Origin of the sequence: Marinobacter salexigens, from assembly GCF_018860765.1 — a bacterium.
Classification (GTDB): Bacteria; Pseudomonadota; Gammaproteobacteria; order Pseudomonadales; family Oleiphilaceae; genus Marinobacter; species Marinobacter salexigens_A.
In genome coordinates, this window is the sequence record NZ_JAHKPV010000019.1 from 99,626 (window position 1) to 116,003 (window position 16,378).

Consider the following 16,378-nt stretch of genomic DNA (forward strand, 5'->3'; position numbering starts at 1 on the left):
TCAGCCCTCTGTTTTCTTTTCCAGCTCTTTAACACGCCGTGCCAGAGCATCCAGCTGACGGAAACGTACAGCGTTTTTGCGCCATTGCCGATTCGTATCTGCACTGGTTCCGGAGGAATAGACCCCTGACTCCCGAATATCTCCGGAAACCAGTGTCATGCCGGTAAGGTGCACCTGATTTGCAATTTCCAGATGGCCAGCGACTCCAGAAGCTCCACCAAACACACAGTGGCTGCCAATCTTTGTACTGCCTGCAATGCCAACCATTGCAGCCATGGCACAATGGTCACCAATGCGGACGTTATGGGCGATCTGAATCAGGTTATCCAGTTTAACGCCATTACCTATAACCGTGTCATCCAGAGCGCCACGGTCAATCGTTGTGTTTGCACCGACCTCCACGTCATCACCGAGAATCACACGGCCAAGTTGGGCAATTCTGTGCCAGTGGCCTTTTTCATTCGCAAAGCCGAAACCATCAGAACCAATCACGGCGCCACTTAGAATATGGCAGCGCTGCCCCACCACCACATCATGGGCGAGTGTAACTCTAGGCCTTATAATGGAGCCGGAACCAATACTGGTGCGAGCACCAATCACACTGCCCGCACCGACAACAACCTGCTCTCCAATAACCACACCCGCCTCAATAACGGCGTTAGGCCCTATACTAGCACTGGTAGCCACGGTCGCGCCGGGATCAACCACAGCTGAAGGGTGAACTCCCTGAGGCGCAACGGGCGTCGGGTCAAACCAGTGACTCAATTGAGCATAGCCTAGGTAAGGATTCTCGAGTAACAGGACGTTGGTCGGACAGTTACCCGCGGCGGCAGGCGATAAAATGACCGCTGCCGCTTGAGTATCTGTCAAATGCTTTGCATAGGCGGGGTTTGCCAGAAAGCTGAGCTGACCCGAGCCAGCAGCCTGAAGCGTTGCAAGGCCAGACACCATAACGTCCGGATCGCCACGAAGCTCTGCGCCCAACGCTTTTGCAATTTCTCCAAGCCGGTAAGACTTTACTGTCATCACGCGCTCCACAACACGCTAGCGAGCCCAAGGGCTCTCCGGCAAGAATTTAACGGTTAAGCTTTTCCAAAAGCTGTGGTGTTAGGTTCATATCCGGCTTCACATAGACAACCGCTTCGCTCGGAAGAATCAGGTCAAGATCGTTTTCTTCCAGCAATTCTTTAACGGCCGCATCCACTTCCGGGCGAGCCTCTTCCAGAAACGCCTGCTTGCGCTGATTAACCGTAGTATCGAGACGTTGCTTGAGGAAGTTGAACTCTTTTACTTTCTCTTGAAACTCACCAGCGAGCTTGTTGCGCTCGCTATCGTTCATCATGGCGCCGTCTTTTTCCAGACGCTCTTTCAAACTACGTGCCGCTTCTTGAGCTTCGCGAACTTTCTGCTCATCACCTGCAAAATCTTTCTGCATGTTTTCGCTAAACGACTTGGCATCATTCGACGAAAACAAGGCTTGGCGAAGATCTACAACACCAATGCGGCTCTCTGCGGCGACGGGCAACGCCAGCGCCATGGCTGCGACAAACATCAATAAGCTTCTGAACATGTTGGGGCTCCTATGTATCGTTCGTTTCTATTTCTCGTGGTGTTTAATCTGAATGCCGAGGAATCAGAATGTCTGGCCGAGCGAGAACTGGAATACCTGAGTATCGTCCCCAGGCTTGTCGTTCAGCGGTTTGGCAAGGCTGAATGCCAGCGGACCTACGGCCGTAATCCACTGGAACCCGACACCTGCAGAAAGCCGTAGTTCCTCGGGTTCAGGTTCGAATCCGCGATCCGGATCAAACACTTGCCCTGCATCTATAAAGAATGCAGTGCGCATGGAGCGACTGTCACCGGCAAACGGCGTCGGGAAAATCAGCTCCAGAGAACCTTCTGTCAAGAGGTTACCACCAAACGGATCCGGATCCGAAGAATCGTTGGGGGCGTTGGTAGCGCGCTGCCCCAACGAGTTGGCCCGATAGCCGCGAACCGAGCCATAGCCTCCAGCATAAAAGTGCTCGTAAAACGGCATAAATGACCGATCGCCATAACCGTTGCCGTAGCCTACTTCTGTTCTTGTGCGTACAACCCAGCGATTGTTATCTGTAATCGGGAAGTAGAAGTCAGTTTTATGGGTGGCCTTATAAAACGTAAGATCACTACCCGGCACAGCCACGTCAACAGACAGTGAATGACTATAACCTTCCGTTGGCAAAACACCCCGATTCAGTGTGCTACGGCGCCAACTCCCGAACAGGAAGTAGTTATTGAAGGAGTCGCCTTCTTCGTCGATAAAATCCGTAACTTCCTGCGAGGTAAACACGCCGCCTTTGAGTTTCGAAAGCGTATAACCTAACCCAAAGTTCAACCTCGTGATGTTATCAGTCGGATAACCAAAGGTGACACGGCCGCCATACTCGTCGAGCAGGTAGGACGAAATATCCTCTTGCTCAAAATCCGTCTCTCTGGCAAATACACTGAAACCGCGGCTCACTCCGTCGACAGTATAGTAAGGATCCATATAAGAAATATTGGCGCTTTTGACCGAGTCACTGGCATTTACGCCAAAAGATACCCGCTTGCCCGTACCGAAAAAGTTATTTTCAGATACGTTCGCACCAAGAATAATGCCGGAATCCTGAGAGAAGCCTACAGATGCCGAAAGGCTTCCTGTCGGCTGCTCCTCAATTGAGTAATTCACATCTACAAGGTCATCGGTTCCGGGCACAGGGACCGTGTCCACATTCACGGCCTTAAAAAACCCGAGCCGCTCTAGGCGGGTTTTGGAAAACTCTATGCGGTCCGACGACGCAATACCGCCTTCCATTTGGGTCATTTCCTGACGCAGGACATCGTCTCGGGTGGATACGTTACCGTCAAAATTAATTCGGCGAACATAGGCCCGCTTGCCGGGCTCAAGATAAAACGTGACAGCAGCTGTGTTATTCGGCCCTGGTTCGGGTACGGCGTTTACGTTGGCAAAGGCATAACCCTCTTTACCTAGCCGGAAGGCCAGTGTTTCCGAAATCGCCGTCATGCGGGCACGGGAGAACACATCACCCGCATCCACCGGGATTAGCTCCCGCAACTCATCTTCATCAACGATGAGATTGCCGCGCAACTTTATCTCTGAAATCGTGTATTGCGGCCCTTCGTTTAATGCAACCGCAATAAAGACCTGTTGTTTATCCGGCGAGATAGAAACCTGACTGGATTCTACGTTGAAGTCTAGATAACCACGGTCGAGATAAAACGAACGCAGGGTTTCGAGATCACCACTCAAGCGTTCCCGCGCATATTTGTCTGAGTTAGTGAGAGAATTCCACCAACTGCTAGTACGCAACTCAAACAGGTCGCGTAGCGATTCGTCACTAAACTCCCGGTTACCAACCAAGTTGATATGCTGGATAGCAGCAACAGTACCTTCGTTTATGTCTAGGCGAATGGCCACGCGGTTTCGCGGCAGCACTTCAGCTGTTGCTTTGACTCGGGCGTTATAGCGCCCTTGCCCGATGTACGAGCGCAAGATCTCCAACTCTAACCGTTCCAGAGTTGCTCGACGGAACACCTGACCTTCCTGAAGCCCGGCGCCACCCAACGCATCCATGAGCATGTCGGTTTCAATATTCTTGTTGCCTTCAATATCGATTGAAGTAATCGAAGGCCGTTCCCGCACGGTGAGAATCAAGATGCCAGCGTCGCGGCTAGCTTCTATGTCGGTAAACAATCCTGTCCGGAACAGTGATTTAATCGCATCGGCCAGTTCGGCTTCGTCCATCTGCTCGCCAATGTTAACGGGAAAAGCAGAAAACACGGTACCCGCAGAAACACGCTGCAAGCCTTCTACTTCAATGTCTGCAACCGTAAATTCATCTGCAAATGCTGGCGTCATGCCGGTTGCGGCAACAACGAGGCCAACGGCTAAACCTAGAAGAGAACGTCTCATTCAATTATTTCGCCTGATTAATGCGCGTAAGGAGCCCGCAATTCTCACAACCGCATCAGGTCGTTGTAAAGAGCAAACACCATTAATGTAAGAATCATTGCCATACCAATTCGTAACCCAAGCTCCTGAACGGCATCTGATACCGGTTTTTTGCGGATGGCTTCGATGGTGTAATAAACAATATGACCACCATCCAGCACAGGAACGGGTAACAGGTTCAGGATGCCCAAACTGACGCTTAGGTAAGCCAGAAAACGAACAAAATCTTCAAATCCGGAACTAACACTGGCTTCAGCTACACGGGCAATTGTAATTGGGCCGCTGAGGTTACTGGGTGAAAGCAGCCCTGTAACCATTTTTTTGATGGCGACAAGTGTGAGGCGGGTATCAGCCCAGGTTTCATCCAGCGCAATGGGGATCGCCGCCAAGGGACCGTAGCGAACGTCCCGCATGGCATTATCTGGCCATGTGACCGGCTGAACGCCAACACCTACAAATCCGATTGTCTCGCCATTGTCTTGCACTTTTTCCGCTGGCGTAATTCGAACAGATCGTTCGGCTCCAGCACGCTCGATGGTAAGATCAAGCGATTGTTCTGGTGCGTTGCGAACAAAATCAACCAACTCAAACCAATTGCCCACTGGCTCACCACTGACCGCAATTACTCGATCCCCTGCTTGAAGACCTGCGGCCTGGGCGCGACCACCGTCAGCAATCTGGCCAAGTACGGCAGGTACGTCTGGTCGCCAGGGCGTAACGCCAAACTCACCGAGTGGATTCGGTGTTTCATCGCTCAGACTCCAGCCGCCAAGCTCGCCACTCAATGTTCCGTGCGCACCTGAACTGGACACATCCAAGGTTATCAAACCCTGCTCACCGGCACGCTCAAGAATGCGCATGTTTACATCGCGCCACGAGCTCACTCGGTGACCATCAACTGCATGGATTTCCATGCCTTCTTGCAAGCCGGTATTGCTGGCGACACTGTCCACTGCTACATCGCCTACAATCGGCGCAACATGGGTAACACCCACAACGCTAAGCAACCAGTAGGCAAAAATAGCAAACAGGAAGTTGGCTATCGGGCCTGCGGCTGCAATGGCGATCCGCTGAGACGGCGGTTTTGAGGTAAAGGCCTGATCTCTGAGGTCTTCGGGTACGGGCCCCTCTCGCTCGTCCAACATTTTAACGTAGCCACCCAATGGGATAGCGGCTATTGCAAACTCAGTTCCGTGGCGGTCGTACCAAGAGAACAAGGGTTTACCGAAGCCCACGGAAAAGCGCAGCACTTTCACGCCACAGCGGCGCGCGACCCAAAAATGGCCGTACTCATGCAGGGTCACGAGTATCCCCAAAGTAAGCGCGAGAGCAAGTACGGTTTGAATAATCTGCATAACATTCCCGGTGTAAACGCCAATCTGGCGAAAATCTCTAAATTATTTCAGACAGTTAACAGGCCAATCTGTTCCCGAGCCCGCTGCCGCGCTTCTGAGTTCTTCGCAAAGATGGTATCAAAGCTGTCTGCTGGCACCACGGGGGTTGCAGCGAGTGTTCGCTCAATGACTACCGGAATGTCCGTAAACGCAAGATTCCCCTTAAGAAACTCACCCACCGCGACCTCATTTGCAGCGTTAAGCACTGCGGGCGCGGTCCCACCCAACTGAAAGGCCTCTGCCGCTAGGCGCAGGCAGGGGAATCGCAACAAATCCGGCCGTTCAAAATGAAACCGCCCGATTGAAAAAAGGTCCAAGGGAGCAACACCTGCATCAATACGCTCGGGCCAGGCCAAACCGTTGGCGATGGGCGTTCGCATATCAGGGCTGCCGAGCTGTGCCAACACCGAACCATCGGCATACTCTACCATGGAGTGAATAATGCTCTCTGGGTGTACGTGAACTTCGATGCTTTCTGGCGTGGTGTTGAACAACCAGCAGGCTTCAATCAGCTCAAGCCCTTTATTCATCAGAGTGGCCGAGTCCACAGAAATTTTCTGACCCATCGACCAATTCGGATGGGCGCAGGCCTGCGCTGGCGTAACCGACCTTAAATCTTCCGCACTGTGCTGTCGGAATGGACCTCCGGACGCTGTAAGAAGAATTCGGGTAATGCCCGCGCCTTCAGGGTCGCGTATTTTATCTGCTGGCAAGCACTGGAAGATGGCATTGTGCTCAGAATCTATAGGCAGCAACTCTGCTCCAGAGGCAGATACCGCATCCATAAAAAGCTGGCCGGACATAACCAGCGCTTCTTTGTTGGCCAACAACACCCGCTTACTAGCGCGCACAGCGGCCAGTGTGGGAGCAAGCCCCGCCGCTCCAACTATCGCCGCCATGACGGTACAGGCACTCGGGGCGGAAGCTGCCTCACAAAGCCCCGCTTCGCCACTCAAAACAGATATATCCGGTAGGTCTGAAAGCAATTCAGTCAATCGTTTTGCGGCTGCTGCATCGGCCATAACTGCAACTTTCGGATGAAATTCACGGCACAGCGTTGCAAGCTCTTCGGCACGGGTACTGGCGGTTAGAGCGTAAACAGAAAATCGATCAGGGTGGCGGCGGACAACATCCAAAGTGGAGAGCCCGATCGAACCAGTAGCCCCCAGCACCGTGATAGAGCGGCTCTCCATATTCACAAAGGCCCAACCGCGAGCCAACCCAATAATGTGATTATGAGCGCGAACACTGGAATAGCCGCCGTTAGGCTGTCGATCCGGTCCATGATGCCACCATGCCCGGGCAGCAGTCCGCTGCTGTCTTTAATGCCTCTAAAGCGTTTGAGCATGCTTTCAAGCAGGTCGCCAAGTACCGACACGAAGCCTGTCACTAGGGTAGCGACAACCAGCAAAATGGTTTCCATAGCGCTTGCAGAGGCAAACAAACTTACAATCAACGCAAAAACCGCTACCGCAATCAACCCGCCGTAGACTCCCGCCCACGACTTTCCGGGGCTGACTCTAGGCGCTAGCTTGGCTTTGCCGAATGCCCTACCGGAGAAATAAGCACCAATATCTGCAACCCAGACCACGCAAAACACATACAAAATCAGCAGCAGATTGTTGTCTGTGGTACCGAACTGAAAGCCGCCGGTTCGTAGGTGGTTTAGCCCCACCCACGCGGGCACCAAAACCAATACTCCCATGAACGCTCGCACAGGCGCACTACCCCAGCGCTCGGAACCTGCGGGATAACTGCGCACCAACAAAAAACAGCCCCCCCACCAGATAAGTGCAAGCCAAAGCACGGGTACAACAGATACGTTAAGAAGACTATAGAGAATGAGTGCGATAGCAGCAGCATAGGCAACCCGCCCCGACTGCTGCTCAAAGCCAGACATATTCGCCCACTCCCAAGACCCTAACGTAATTATCGCAGCGGTAAATAACGCAAAACCCATTGGTGGTAGAAAGAAGATGCCACCGATAGCAATGGGCGCGAGAATAAGAGCTGTGATGATTCGGGTTTTTAGCACAATAGAGGTCGCTGTAATTCGTTATTGTTGTACGGGCTTGGCAGCAATTTGATCGTCTGTTTGACCAAAGCGCCGCTGGCGTCCTGCGTAGGCCTGCAGCGCTTTACGCATTTCATCCTCTTTGAATTCAGGCCAGAACACGGGCGAAAAATACAGTTCGGTGTAGGCCAGATGCCAAAGCATGAAGTTGCTAATCCGTTGCTCACCTGCGGTTCGGATCATTAAATCCGGCATTGGGAGGTCACCAATGCTCAGGTGTTGCTGAATAAGATCATCGGTAATGTCGGAGGGTGCAACCTCGCCGCTCTTCACCATTTCAGCAACCTGCCGGGTCGCTTGGGTGATATCCCAGTGGCCGCCATAGTTTGCAGCAATGACCAGTGTCATTCTGGTGTTGTGCTTTGTAAGGGCCTCGGCCTTAGCCATGTGTTCTTGCAAGGTAGCGTTAAACGCGGAGCGGTCACCAATAATGCGAAGGCGGATATCATTGCGGTGCAGCTTTCTAACTTCTCGCTCCAAAGCAAAAAGAAACAGCTTCATGAGAGCCGACACTTCGTCCTTGGGTCGCCGCCAGTTTTCGCTTGAGAAGGCGAACAGCGTGAGCACCTCCACACCTTCTCGGGCACAGGTCTCAACAACCGCCTTTACAGCATCAACACCGGCTTTATGCCCCGCCACCCCTTTTAACCGGCGTTCTTTCGCCCATCGGTTATTACCATCCATGATAATGGCCACATGCCGGGGCCGGTTATCAGCCGACACCGGAATTTCTGCGGATACTGTTCCCGTCATGAAATCCCCTGTACGGCCTGCAGAAATCCACTGCAAGCCGTATGTTTCTATTGCAAGTGAACCGAGGCGATCAAACCGCCATTAGGTCCTCTTCTTTTGCCTTGAGCATCTTCTCGACTTCGGCGATGTAGCGGTCTGTCAGCTTCTGGATTTCGTCTTCACCTCTGCGCTCATCATCTTCCGAAATGTCCTTTTCCTTCAGCAGTTCTTTCATCATGCTGTTGGCATCACGGCGCGCATTCCGCACAGAAACACGAGCATTTTCGGCATCCGCTTTGGCTTGCTTAACCATTTCCTTACGGGTCTCTTGGGTCAGCATAGGCATTGGAATGCGGATAAGATCGCCGCTAGTTGCCGGGTTGAGCCCTAGATCGGAAGCCATAATAGCCTTTTCGATAACAGGTACTAGGTTCTTTTCCCAAGGCGATACGGCCAAAGTACGGTTATCTTCCACGTTTACGCTGGCAACTTGCTTCAGCGGCGTCTCTTGACCGTAATAGTTAACCATCACGCTGTCCAAAATAGACGGGTGGGCACGGCCGGTTCGGATTTTATTGAATGCCGAGGTCAGAGCCTCCAAGCTCTTCTTCATTTTCTTTTCGGCTTCAGTTTTTATATCGTCAATCACGTAATCATCCTCAATTCGTTCGACGGGCAACCACTGCGCCCATTATTCAATCAGTGTACCTTCTTTCTCACCGGTCACGATGCGCGTTAGAGCGCCCGCACGGTTCATATCAAATACTCGCAGCGGCATGCCGTGATCCCGCGCCAAACAGATTGCTGTAAGGTCCATCACACCGAGCTTTTTATCCAGCACTTCATCGTACGTCAGCTTGTCATACTTTTCGGCGGTCGGGTCGAGATAAGGGTCCGCAGAATAGACACCATCAACCTTAGTTGCCTTGAGTACGGCATCTGCTTCAATTTCAATACCACGTAGGCAGGCTGCAGAATCGGTAGTAAAAAACGGGTTGCCGGTGCCTGCGCAAAATATAACCACATCACCATCTTTCAAATCGCGAACTGCGCGCCGGCGATCATAATGCTCAACAATACCACTCATGGGGATGGCAGACATTACCCGGGTGCGAATGTTCGATCGCTCGAGAGCATCGCGCATGGCTAAACCGTTCATAACGGTTGCCAACATGCCCATATGATCACCGGTTACTCTGTCCATTCCTGCTTGACTCAGCGATGCACCCCGGAACAAATTGCCACCGCCAATCACCAAACCCACTTGAATACCGATTCCGATAAGTGCGCCGATTTCAAGGGCCATACGGTCAAGAACTTTGGGATCAATACCGAAATCGTGTTCGCCCATCAGGGCTTCGCCACTGAGCTTGAGCAAAACCCGATTGTATCTTGGCTGGTTTTTAGGTGATGTCGGCATACTGATCCCCTTTCGTGTGTTGGCTGCTATCCGGCGTGATACGCGTTGCAGGCTTGTATCTGACATATCCCTTAAAAAAAGGGGCATCTCAGATACAAGCCCGCCACGAGAGCCGGAAAAACCGGCCAACGTGGCAGACTAGAATAGCGCTGTAACTCGGTGTCAAAGCGCCTAAAAGGGATTAGGCCTTGCCTTCGCTGGCTGCAGCAGCAACCTCGGCGGCAAAGTCCACTTCCTCTCTCTCAATGCCTTCGCCTACTTCCAGACGAACGAAACCAACCAGCTCACCACCAGCCGCTTTGATAAGCTGGCCAACAGTCTGCTCTGGGTTCTTTACGAAAGGCTGCTCAACAAGGCTGTTTTCCTTGAGGAACTTCTGAATACGACCGCCCATCATTTTTTCAACGATTTCGGCAGGCTTGCCTTCCATATCCGGCTGGGCTTTGATTACTTCTTTCTCTTTTTCCAGCTCTTCAGCAGGCATATCTTCTGGCTTGGCAACCCGTGGGTTAACCGCAGCAGCGTGCATGGCGATATCGCGGGCAAGCTCAGCGTCGCCAGCTGTCAAAGCCACAACCGAAGCAATTTTGTTGGTGCTGTGAACGTAGCCACCTACAACCGGGCCTTTGACGGAAACCAGACGGCGAACAGTGATGTTCTCACCAATCTTCTGAACCAGAGCTTCGCGCTTGGCCTCCAGATCACCTTCCATCAGCTTGGCAACGTCGGTTTCGTCTTTTTCGAACGCAACGCTCAATACGTCGTTGGCAAAGCTCAGGAAGTTGTCATCGCGAGCAACAAAATCTGTCTCGGAGTTTACTTCCAAAACGTAAGCAACAGTGTTGTCGTCGGAGATTTTGATCAGCGACACACCTTCAGCGGCGGTACGGCCAGCTTTTTTGGCGGCTTTGAGGCCAGAAGACTTGCGCAGCTCTTCGATTGCCGCGTCTACACTGCCTTCAGATTCAACCAGAGCCTTTTTGCACTCCATCATGCCAAGGCCAGTGCGCTCACGCAGCTCTTTGACCATTGCAGCGGTAATTGCAGCCATGTTCAGTCCTCTTAACTTTTCCGAATTCGGTAGGGAGGCATACCCGGCAGTTCACCCGGGCATGCCTTACATCTCATCAGTGACGCGGATGCATCACTCAGCAGCTGGAGCGGCACCTGCAGATTCTTCTGCAACTTCTACAAACTCGTCAGCGCCACCGGCTTGCGCTGATTCCAAGCAGGTATCAGCAACAGCTTTTACGTAAATCTGGATCGCACGAATAGCGTCATCGTTACCGGGGATAACGAAATCAACGCCGTCTGGGTTGCTGTTGGTATCAACAACACCGATAACGGGGATACCCAGCTTGTTGGCTTCTTTAATCGCAATACGTTCGTGGTCTACGTCGATAACGAACAAGGCATCAGGCAGGCCGCCCATATCCTTGATACCACCGATAGAACGCTCAAGCTTGTCCATTTCACGGGTGCGCTCGAGGGCTTCTTTCTTGGTCAGCTTGTCGAAAGTACCGTCTTTACTCTGGGCTTCCAGATCACGGTAGCGACGGATGGACTGACGAATGGTCTTGTAGTTGGTCAGCATGCCACCAAGCCAGCGGTGATTAACGAAAGGCTGGCTGGAACGCTCTGCTTCTTCCTTGATGACCTTGGCTGCGGCGCGCTTGGTGCCGACAAACAGGATCTTATTCTTGCTTTCTGTCAGCTTCTGAACGAAATCTAGAGCTTCGTTCATAGCAGGAACAGTCTGCTCAAGGTTGATGATATGAATCTTGTTACGGGCGCCGAAGATGAACTTCGACATTTTCGGGTTCCAGTAGCGAGTCTGGTGACCGAAGTGAGCACCTGCCTTGAGCAGGTCACGCATATTTACCTGAGCCATGATATTACCTTAGTTTAGCTTCGGGTTAGTCCTCCACGCATCCAATTACCCCAACCAGGCATCCCTTACACTTCTTAAAGCGGGAGCAGGCACCCTGGGGCAACGTGCTGACACGTGTGTGAATTTGCCGGATTTGTTTCCGGCGGGCGCGTTTATACCATAAATCGGTGACCTCACGCCATTAATTTTGCATCGAGCCTTCCTTGTACCCTGAGCGCGGGACCCTTAAAATGCTCGTTTGACACAAATCAATGGGAAGCTCAATGCAAGTATCGATCAAGACTCCGGAAGAAATTGAAAAGATGCGTGTGGCCGGTCGCTTGGCGGCTGACGTTCTCGAGATGATAGGGGAACATGTCAAACCTGGTGTTTCCACCGAAGAGCTCAATCAGATATGCCACAACTATATTGTTAACGAGAGGGATGCCATCCCGGCCCCACTCAACTATAAAGGCTTCCCGAAATCTGTTTGCATATCCGTTAACCACGTCATCTGCCACGGCATACCTTCAGAGAAAAAGATCCTTAAAGATGGTGACATCGTCAATATAGATGTGACTGTAATCAAGGATGAATACCACGGCGATACCAGCAAGATGTGGATTGTCGGCAAGCCCAAGCCGGGAACAGAGAGGCTGATCAAAATTACCCAGGAATGCCTATATAAAGGCATTGAACTGGTCAAGCCCGGCACACGCCTGGGTGATATTGGCCACGTGATACAGCAGCACGCTGAAAAACATCGTTATTCCGTGGTGCGTGACTACTGCGGGCACGGCATCGGCAAGGTGTTTCATGAAGAGCCACAGGTTATGCACTACGGCAAGCCAGGCACCGGAATGGAACTTCAGGAAGGCATGACCTTTACGATCGAGCCGATGATCAACCAAGGCAAGTACCAAACCAAACTGCTCCCGGATCAGTGGACCGTCGTCACCAAAGATCACAAGCTTTCAGCACAGTGGGAGCACACAATTCTTGTCACAGCTGATGGCTATGAAGTGCTGACCAAGCGATCGGAAGAGTCCTTCTAAGTGGACCGTCAGGAACTGGAAGCCAGGATCAGCGGTGACACCTCCCCTGTTATGGCTGCCAGAGAGTTGCTGAAACAGCGCTACGATGCAGATGCCGAGGCCTTTCGACAAGGCGCCGATGTGAGGGCTCTGGTTCATTCCAGAGCTGATACTGTCGACACAGCACTAAGACTGATCTGGAACCGGTACCCATTCTCCAGCTCTCCCGATATCGCGTTGATCGCCGTTGGCGGATATGGCCGAGGTGAGCTTCACCCCCACTCTGACATTGACCTGCTGATTCTGACCCGCGACGGTATCGAGCCCGACTGGCAGGAAGATCTTGGCGCTTTCGTTACCCTGCTGTGGGACCTAAAACTCGACATTGGCCACAGCGTCCGCAGCATTGAAGAAAGCAAAGCAGCGGCACGAGATGACATATCGACACTGACCAACCTTCTGGAAACCCGCACGATTGCCGGCCCGGATGAGCTACGCGAAGAGCTCAGTGAACAAGCCTACTCAGACAACATCATCACCGACCGCGACTACTTTATAGCCAAGCGTAAAGAGCAAGAGCTTCGCCACAAAAAATACAGCGACACCGAGTACAACCTGGAGCCCAATGTAAAAAGCTCCCCGGGTGCCTTGCGAGACATACAGACCATTGGATGGATTACCAAACGGCACTTCGGCCTACAAAGCATTGCCGACCTTACCCGCTTCAGCATCCTCACCGACGAGGAACACCAGATTCTGGTTCATGGCGAAACCCTGTTGTGGAAGCTGCGCTACGGGCTACAGCTGATTGCAAATCGCAACGAAAACCGGCTGCTGTTCGATCATCAACGTGCGCTGGCGCAAATGCTGGGTTACAAAGACGAAGGCAAGCGGCTCGATGTAGAGCTCATGATGCAATCGTACTATCGGGCTGTATTGGCGCTTGCCGAGCTGGCTGACGTTATTCTTCAATTCTACGATGAGGCAATACTCGGCACCGGCTCAGAGGACAACATACAGCCCATCAACAAGCGCTTCCAGATTCGCAACAGTTATATAGAAGCGGTAAACAATCAGGTGTTTGCCTACTCGCCCTACGCGATTATGGAAATTTTTGTACTGATGGCGCAGCACCCTGAAATAAAGGGAATCCGAGCGACCACTATTCGTTCTTTGCGGGCACACAGACACCTGATTGACGACGCTTTTCGGGCTGACTTGGCTGTAACATCCCTTTTCATGGAGCTGTTGAAAACACCCCACGGGCTGGATACAACCCTCTCTGCCATGAAAAAGTACAACGTGCTGGGCCGCTACCTGCCCGAATTCGGCCAGATTATTGGCCAGATGCAGCACGATCTTTTCCATATCTATACCGTTGACGCGCATACCATGCGGGTTGTTCGCAACATGGTTCGAATGAGTGGCCCGGAGGCTCGTGACGACTATCCGCTAGCCGCCCGGTTAATCCATGGCCTACCTAAGCGAGAACTACTTTATATTGCGGGCCTATACCACGACATCGCCAAGGGCCGTGGCGGAGACCATTCAGAGCTTGGCGCCGTAGATGCCGAATCCTTCTGTGAGCGCCACCACTTAGGTGAGCGCGACACCCAACTGGTTTCTTGGCTGATAGAAAACCACCTTCTGATGTCGATGACGGCGCAGCGCAAAGATATTTCCGACCCGGACATTATTCGCTCCTTTGCTCGCGCAGTGCCCAGCCAGGCGCATTTGGATTATTTGTACATCCTCACGGTATGCGATATTAGCGCCACCAATCCAAAACTCTGGAACACCTGGCGCGCATCCCTTCTGCGTCAACTGTATCTAGAAGCCAAGAGAGCCCTAAGACAAGGCACTGAAATTCCTGTAGATAGACAGGAATGGGTACGCGCGACCCAGTCTGAGGCAAGGGATATTCTCCACGCCCAAAACATCACCGACGAGCAGATAGATGCTATCTGGGATACTGTCGATGAGGACTACTTCCTACAGGACTCCACGGTTGATATTGCTTGGCAAACAGCCGCAATCATTAATCATGGCGACACGCCAGGGCCACTGGTGCTTATTCGGGATACTCACGGCGGCCCCACCGATGGTTTCTCCCAGATCATTATTTACATGGAAGACCGGGCCACCCTGTTTGCAGCAACAACAGCCGTGCTGGAGCAACTCAACCTGAACATTGTTGATGCCCGCATTAGCTCGAATGATAGCCCCTTCACCATCAGCTCCTATGTGGTTCTGGACGAGCAGGGCCAACCACTGGGAGTGGACCCAGCCCGCAAAGAGCGTGTGCGCAGACGCCTGATCGAAGAGTTGGATGATCCGGAGGATTATCCCGACATCATTCACCGCCGTACACCACGGCAACTCAGGCACTTTTCGTTTCCTACAGAGGTGGTATTTTCCAATGACACTGTCAACGACCGGACAGTCATTGAAGTGATAACACCTGACCGCCCCGGTCTTCTGGCGTGGGTCGGACAAGTTTTCCTACACCACCATATACGCCTGAGCAACGCTAAAATCGCAACGCTGGGTGAACGGGTGGAAGACGTGTTCTTTGTGACCGACGAACACGGGGAACCGATCAGCGATCCTGCAGTATGTCAGGCGCTGCAACAAGACTTATGCAAAACGCTGGATGACATTCAATGAATCCGAACCTTAACAAGCTTCACCCCTATCCGTTTGAAAAATTGGCAAAGCTCAAAGCTGGCATATCGGTACCGGCCAACCTGTCATCTATTTCCCTCGGCATTGGTGAGCCCAAGCACCCTTCTCCTGAATTTGTGAAGCAAGTGATTGCCGATAATCTGGACCGGCTGGCGAATTACCCGACAACCAGGGGCACGAATGAGCTCAGAGAGGCCATTGGTGAATGGGCTACCCGTCGATTCCACCTGCAACCAGGATCCCTGAGCCCGGATCACAACATAGTGCCGGTGAATGGAACCCGGGAAGCGATATTTTCTCTGGTACAGGCCGTGGTCGATGCAAGTAAGCAGCCAACGGTTGTGAGCCCGAATCCGTTCTATCAGGTATATGAAGGGGCGGCATTCCTTGCCGGCGCGACACCCGTTTACCTGCCTTGCGATGGGTCCAACGGTTTTATTCCCGATTTCGAAGCCGTACCAGAAGCGGTATGGGGAGACTGCCAAGTGCTGTTCCTGTGCTCTCCAGGCAATCCCAGCGGCGCAGTTATTTCCAGAAAAACCCTGTCAAAAGTCATCGAACTGGCTGACAAGTATGACTTCATTGTTGCTTCTGACGAGTGCTACACCGAACTGTACCCTGATGAAAACAAGCCGCCTGAAGGTTTGCTGCAAACCTGCGCAGCGATAGGCCGACATGACTTCGCCCGCTGCATTGTTTTTCACAGCCTCTCGAAGCGCAGTAATCTGCCCGGCCTGAGATCAGGTTTTGTCGCCGGGGATGCAAACATATTAAAAGGCTACCTTAATTACCGCACCTATCATGGTTGCGCCATGCCGGTTCACAACCAGCTGGCCAGCATTGCTGCCTGGCAGGATGAGAGCCATGTGCGGGACAACCGGGCAGCTTACCGAGCTAAATTTGAGGCTGTAATACCTATCCTGCGCGAAGTCATGGACGTGGATTTCCCTGATGCCGGTTTCTACCTTTGGCCTACTACCCCAATGGATGACGAAACTTTTGCGAAAGAGCTGTCTGCCCAGCAGAACGTTCATGTCTTGCCCGGTCGCTACCTGTCCCGCACTGTGAACGGTCACAACCCGGGGAAAAACAGGGTTCGCATGGCATTGGTTGCACCACTGGAAGAATGCGTGGAAGCTGCGAGGCGCATCGTTGAATTTGTAAAGGCAAACTGACTT

At 52.4% G+C, this 16,378-nt stretch carries 14 protein-coding genes; 3 read left to right on the plus strand and 11 right to left on the minus strand.

Going from position 1 to position 16,378, the window contains the following annotated elements; genetic code table 11:
* The 11 genes from lpxD to rpsB form a co-directional block, all read right to left on the minus strand.
* Entirely contained in the window at nt 1-1,026 is a 1,026-nt protein-coding gene (gene lpxD, locus KO508_RS11200; RefSeq protein ID WP_216008403.1) for a UDP-3-O-(3-hydroxymyristoyl)glucosamine N-acyltransferase, read from the minus strand.
* 49 nt (nt 1,027-1,075) lie between these two features.
* Nucleotides 1,076-1,570, minus strand: coding sequence for an OmpH family outer membrane protein (locus KO508_RS11205; RefSeq protein ID WP_216008404.1), 495 nt, complete (start codon nt 1,568-1,570; stop codon nt 1,076-1,078).
* A 63-nt stretch (nt 1,571-1,633) separates the two neighbouring features.
* A complete protein-coding gene (gene bamA, locus KO508_RS11210) occupies nt 1,634-3,952 on the minus strand; it encodes an outer membrane protein assembly factor BamA (RefSeq protein WP_216008405.1) in 2,319 nt (772 codons plus the stop codon).
* A 44-nt stretch (nt 3,953-3,996) separates the two neighbouring features.
* Nucleotides 3,997-5,346 carry an RIP metalloprotease RseP gene (gene rseP / locus KO508_RS11215; RefSeq protein ID WP_216008406.1) on the minus strand — a complete coding sequence of 450 codons (1,350 nt, stop codon included), beginning with the start codon at nt 5,344-5,346 and terminating at the stop codon, nt 3,997-3,999.
* Nucleotides 5,347-5,393: 47 nt separating this feature from the next.
* Entirely contained in the window at nt 5,394-6,578 is a 1,185-nt protein-coding gene (gene ispC / locus KO508_RS11220; RefSeq protein WP_216008845.1) for a 1-deoxy-D-xylulose-5-phosphate reductoisomerase, read from the minus strand.
* A gap of 2 nt (nt 6,579-6,580) precedes the next feature.
* Complete coding sequence (locus KO508_RS11225; RefSeq protein ID WP_216008407.1) at nt 6,581-7,420, minus strand: phosphatidate cytidylyltransferase; 840 nt, start codon at nt 7,418-7,420, stop codon at nt 6,581-6,583.
* Between the two features lie 21 nt (nt 7,421-7,441).
* Nucleotides 7,442-8,212: a polyprenyl diphosphate synthase gene (gene uppS / locus KO508_RS11230; protein ID WP_216008408.1), complete on the minus strand. Its 771-nt coding sequence runs from the start codon at nt 8,210-8,212 to the stop codon at nt 7,442-7,444.
* 70 nt (nt 8,213-8,282) lie between these two features.
* Nucleotides 8,283-8,840: a ribosome recycling factor gene (gene frr, locus KO508_RS11235; RefSeq protein WP_216008409.1), complete on the minus strand. Its 558-nt coding sequence runs from the start codon at nt 8,838-8,840 to the stop codon at nt 8,283-8,285.
* 42 nt (nt 8,841-8,882) lie between these two features.
* Nucleotides 8,883-9,611 (minus strand): UMP kinase, encoded by a 729-nt coding sequence (pyrH, locus tag KO508_RS11240; protein WP_200365636.1) that lies wholly within the window; start codon nt 9,609-9,611, stop codon nt 8,883-8,885.
* 181 nt (nt 9,612-9,792) lie between these two features.
* Nucleotides 9,793-10,662: a translation elongation factor Ts gene (tsf, locus tag KO508_RS11245; protein ID WP_216008410.1), complete on the minus strand. Its 870-nt coding sequence runs from the start codon at nt 10,660-10,662 to the stop codon at nt 9,793-9,795.
* A gap of 93 nt (nt 10,663-10,755) precedes the next feature.
* A complete protein-coding gene (rpsB, locus tag KO508_RS11250) occupies nt 10,756-11,502 on the minus strand; it encodes a 30S ribosomal protein S2 (protein ID WP_216008411.1) in 747 nt (248 codons plus the stop codon).
* 263 nt (nt 11,503-11,765) lie between these two features.
* Between rpsB and map the strand changes: the two genes are divergently transcribed.
* From map to dapC, 3 genes are read left to right on the plus strand one after another with little or no spacing between them, the layout of a single operon-like run.
* A complete protein-coding gene (map, locus tag KO508_RS11255) occupies nt 11,766-12,536 on the plus strand; it encodes a type I methionyl aminopeptidase (protein WP_200365642.1) in 771 nt (256 codons plus the stop codon).
* Nucleotides 12,537-15,182, plus strand: a complete 2,646-nt coding sequence (locus KO508_RS11260) for a [protein-PII] uridylyltransferase (RefSeq protein WP_216008412.1) — start codon at nt 12,537-12,539, stop codon at nt 15,180-15,182. It begins immediately after the preceding gene.
* Nucleotides 15,179-16,375, plus strand: coding sequence for a succinyldiaminopimelate transaminase (dapC, locus tag KO508_RS11265; protein WP_216008413.1), 1,197 nt, complete (start codon nt 15,179-15,181; stop codon nt 16,373-16,375). Before KO508_RS11260 ends, dapC begins: the two co-directional genes overlap by 4 nt.
* Nucleotides 16,376-16,378: the final 3 nt, after the last annotated feature.

What these genes read in the sequence shown, in the direction of transcription:
- map (WP_200365642.1), top strand. Translation starts at nt 11,766, where the DNA reads ATGCAAGTATCGATCAAGACTCCGGAAGAAATTGAAAAGATGCGTGTG.
- tsf (WP_216008410.1), bottom strand. Translation starts at nt 10,662, where the DNA reads ATGGCTGCAATTACCGCTGCAATGGTCAAAGAGCTGCGTGAGCGCACT.
- rseP (WP_216008406.1), bottom strand. Translation starts at nt 5,346, where the DNA reads ATGCAGATTATTCAAACCGTACTTGCTCTCGCGCTTACTTTGGGGATA.
- rpsB (WP_216008411.1), bottom strand. Translation starts at nt 11,502, where the DNA reads ATGGCTCAGGTAAATATGCGTGACCTGCTCAAGGCAGGTGCTCACTTC.
- KO508_RS11205 (WP_216008404.1), bottom strand. Translation starts at nt 1,570, where the DNA reads ATGTTCAGAAGCTTATTGATGTTTGTCGCAGCCATGGCGCTGGCGTTG.
- bamA (WP_216008405.1), bottom strand. Translation starts at nt 3,952, where the DNA reads ATGAGACGTTCTCTTCTAGGTTTAGCCGTTGGCCTCGTTGTTGCCGCA.
- uppS (WP_216008408.1), bottom strand. Translation starts at nt 8,212, where the DNA reads ATGACGGGAACAGTATCCGCAGAAATTCCGGTGTCGGCTGATAACCGG.
- ispC (WP_216008845.1), bottom strand. Translation starts at nt 6,578, where the DNA reads ATGGAGAGCCGCTCTATCACGGTGCTGGGGGCTACTGGTTCGATCGGG.
- lpxD (WP_216008403.1), bottom strand. Translation starts at nt 1,026, where the DNA reads ATGACAGTAAAGTCTTACCGGCTTGGAGAAATTGCAAAAGCGTTGGGC.
- dapC (WP_216008413.1), top strand. Translation starts at nt 15,179, where the DNA reads ATGAATCCGAACCTTAACAAGCTTCACCCCTATCCGTTTGAAAAATTG.
- pyrH (WP_200365636.1), bottom strand. Translation starts at nt 9,611, where the DNA reads ATGCCGACATCACCTAAAAACCAGCCAAGATACAATCGGGTTTTGCTC.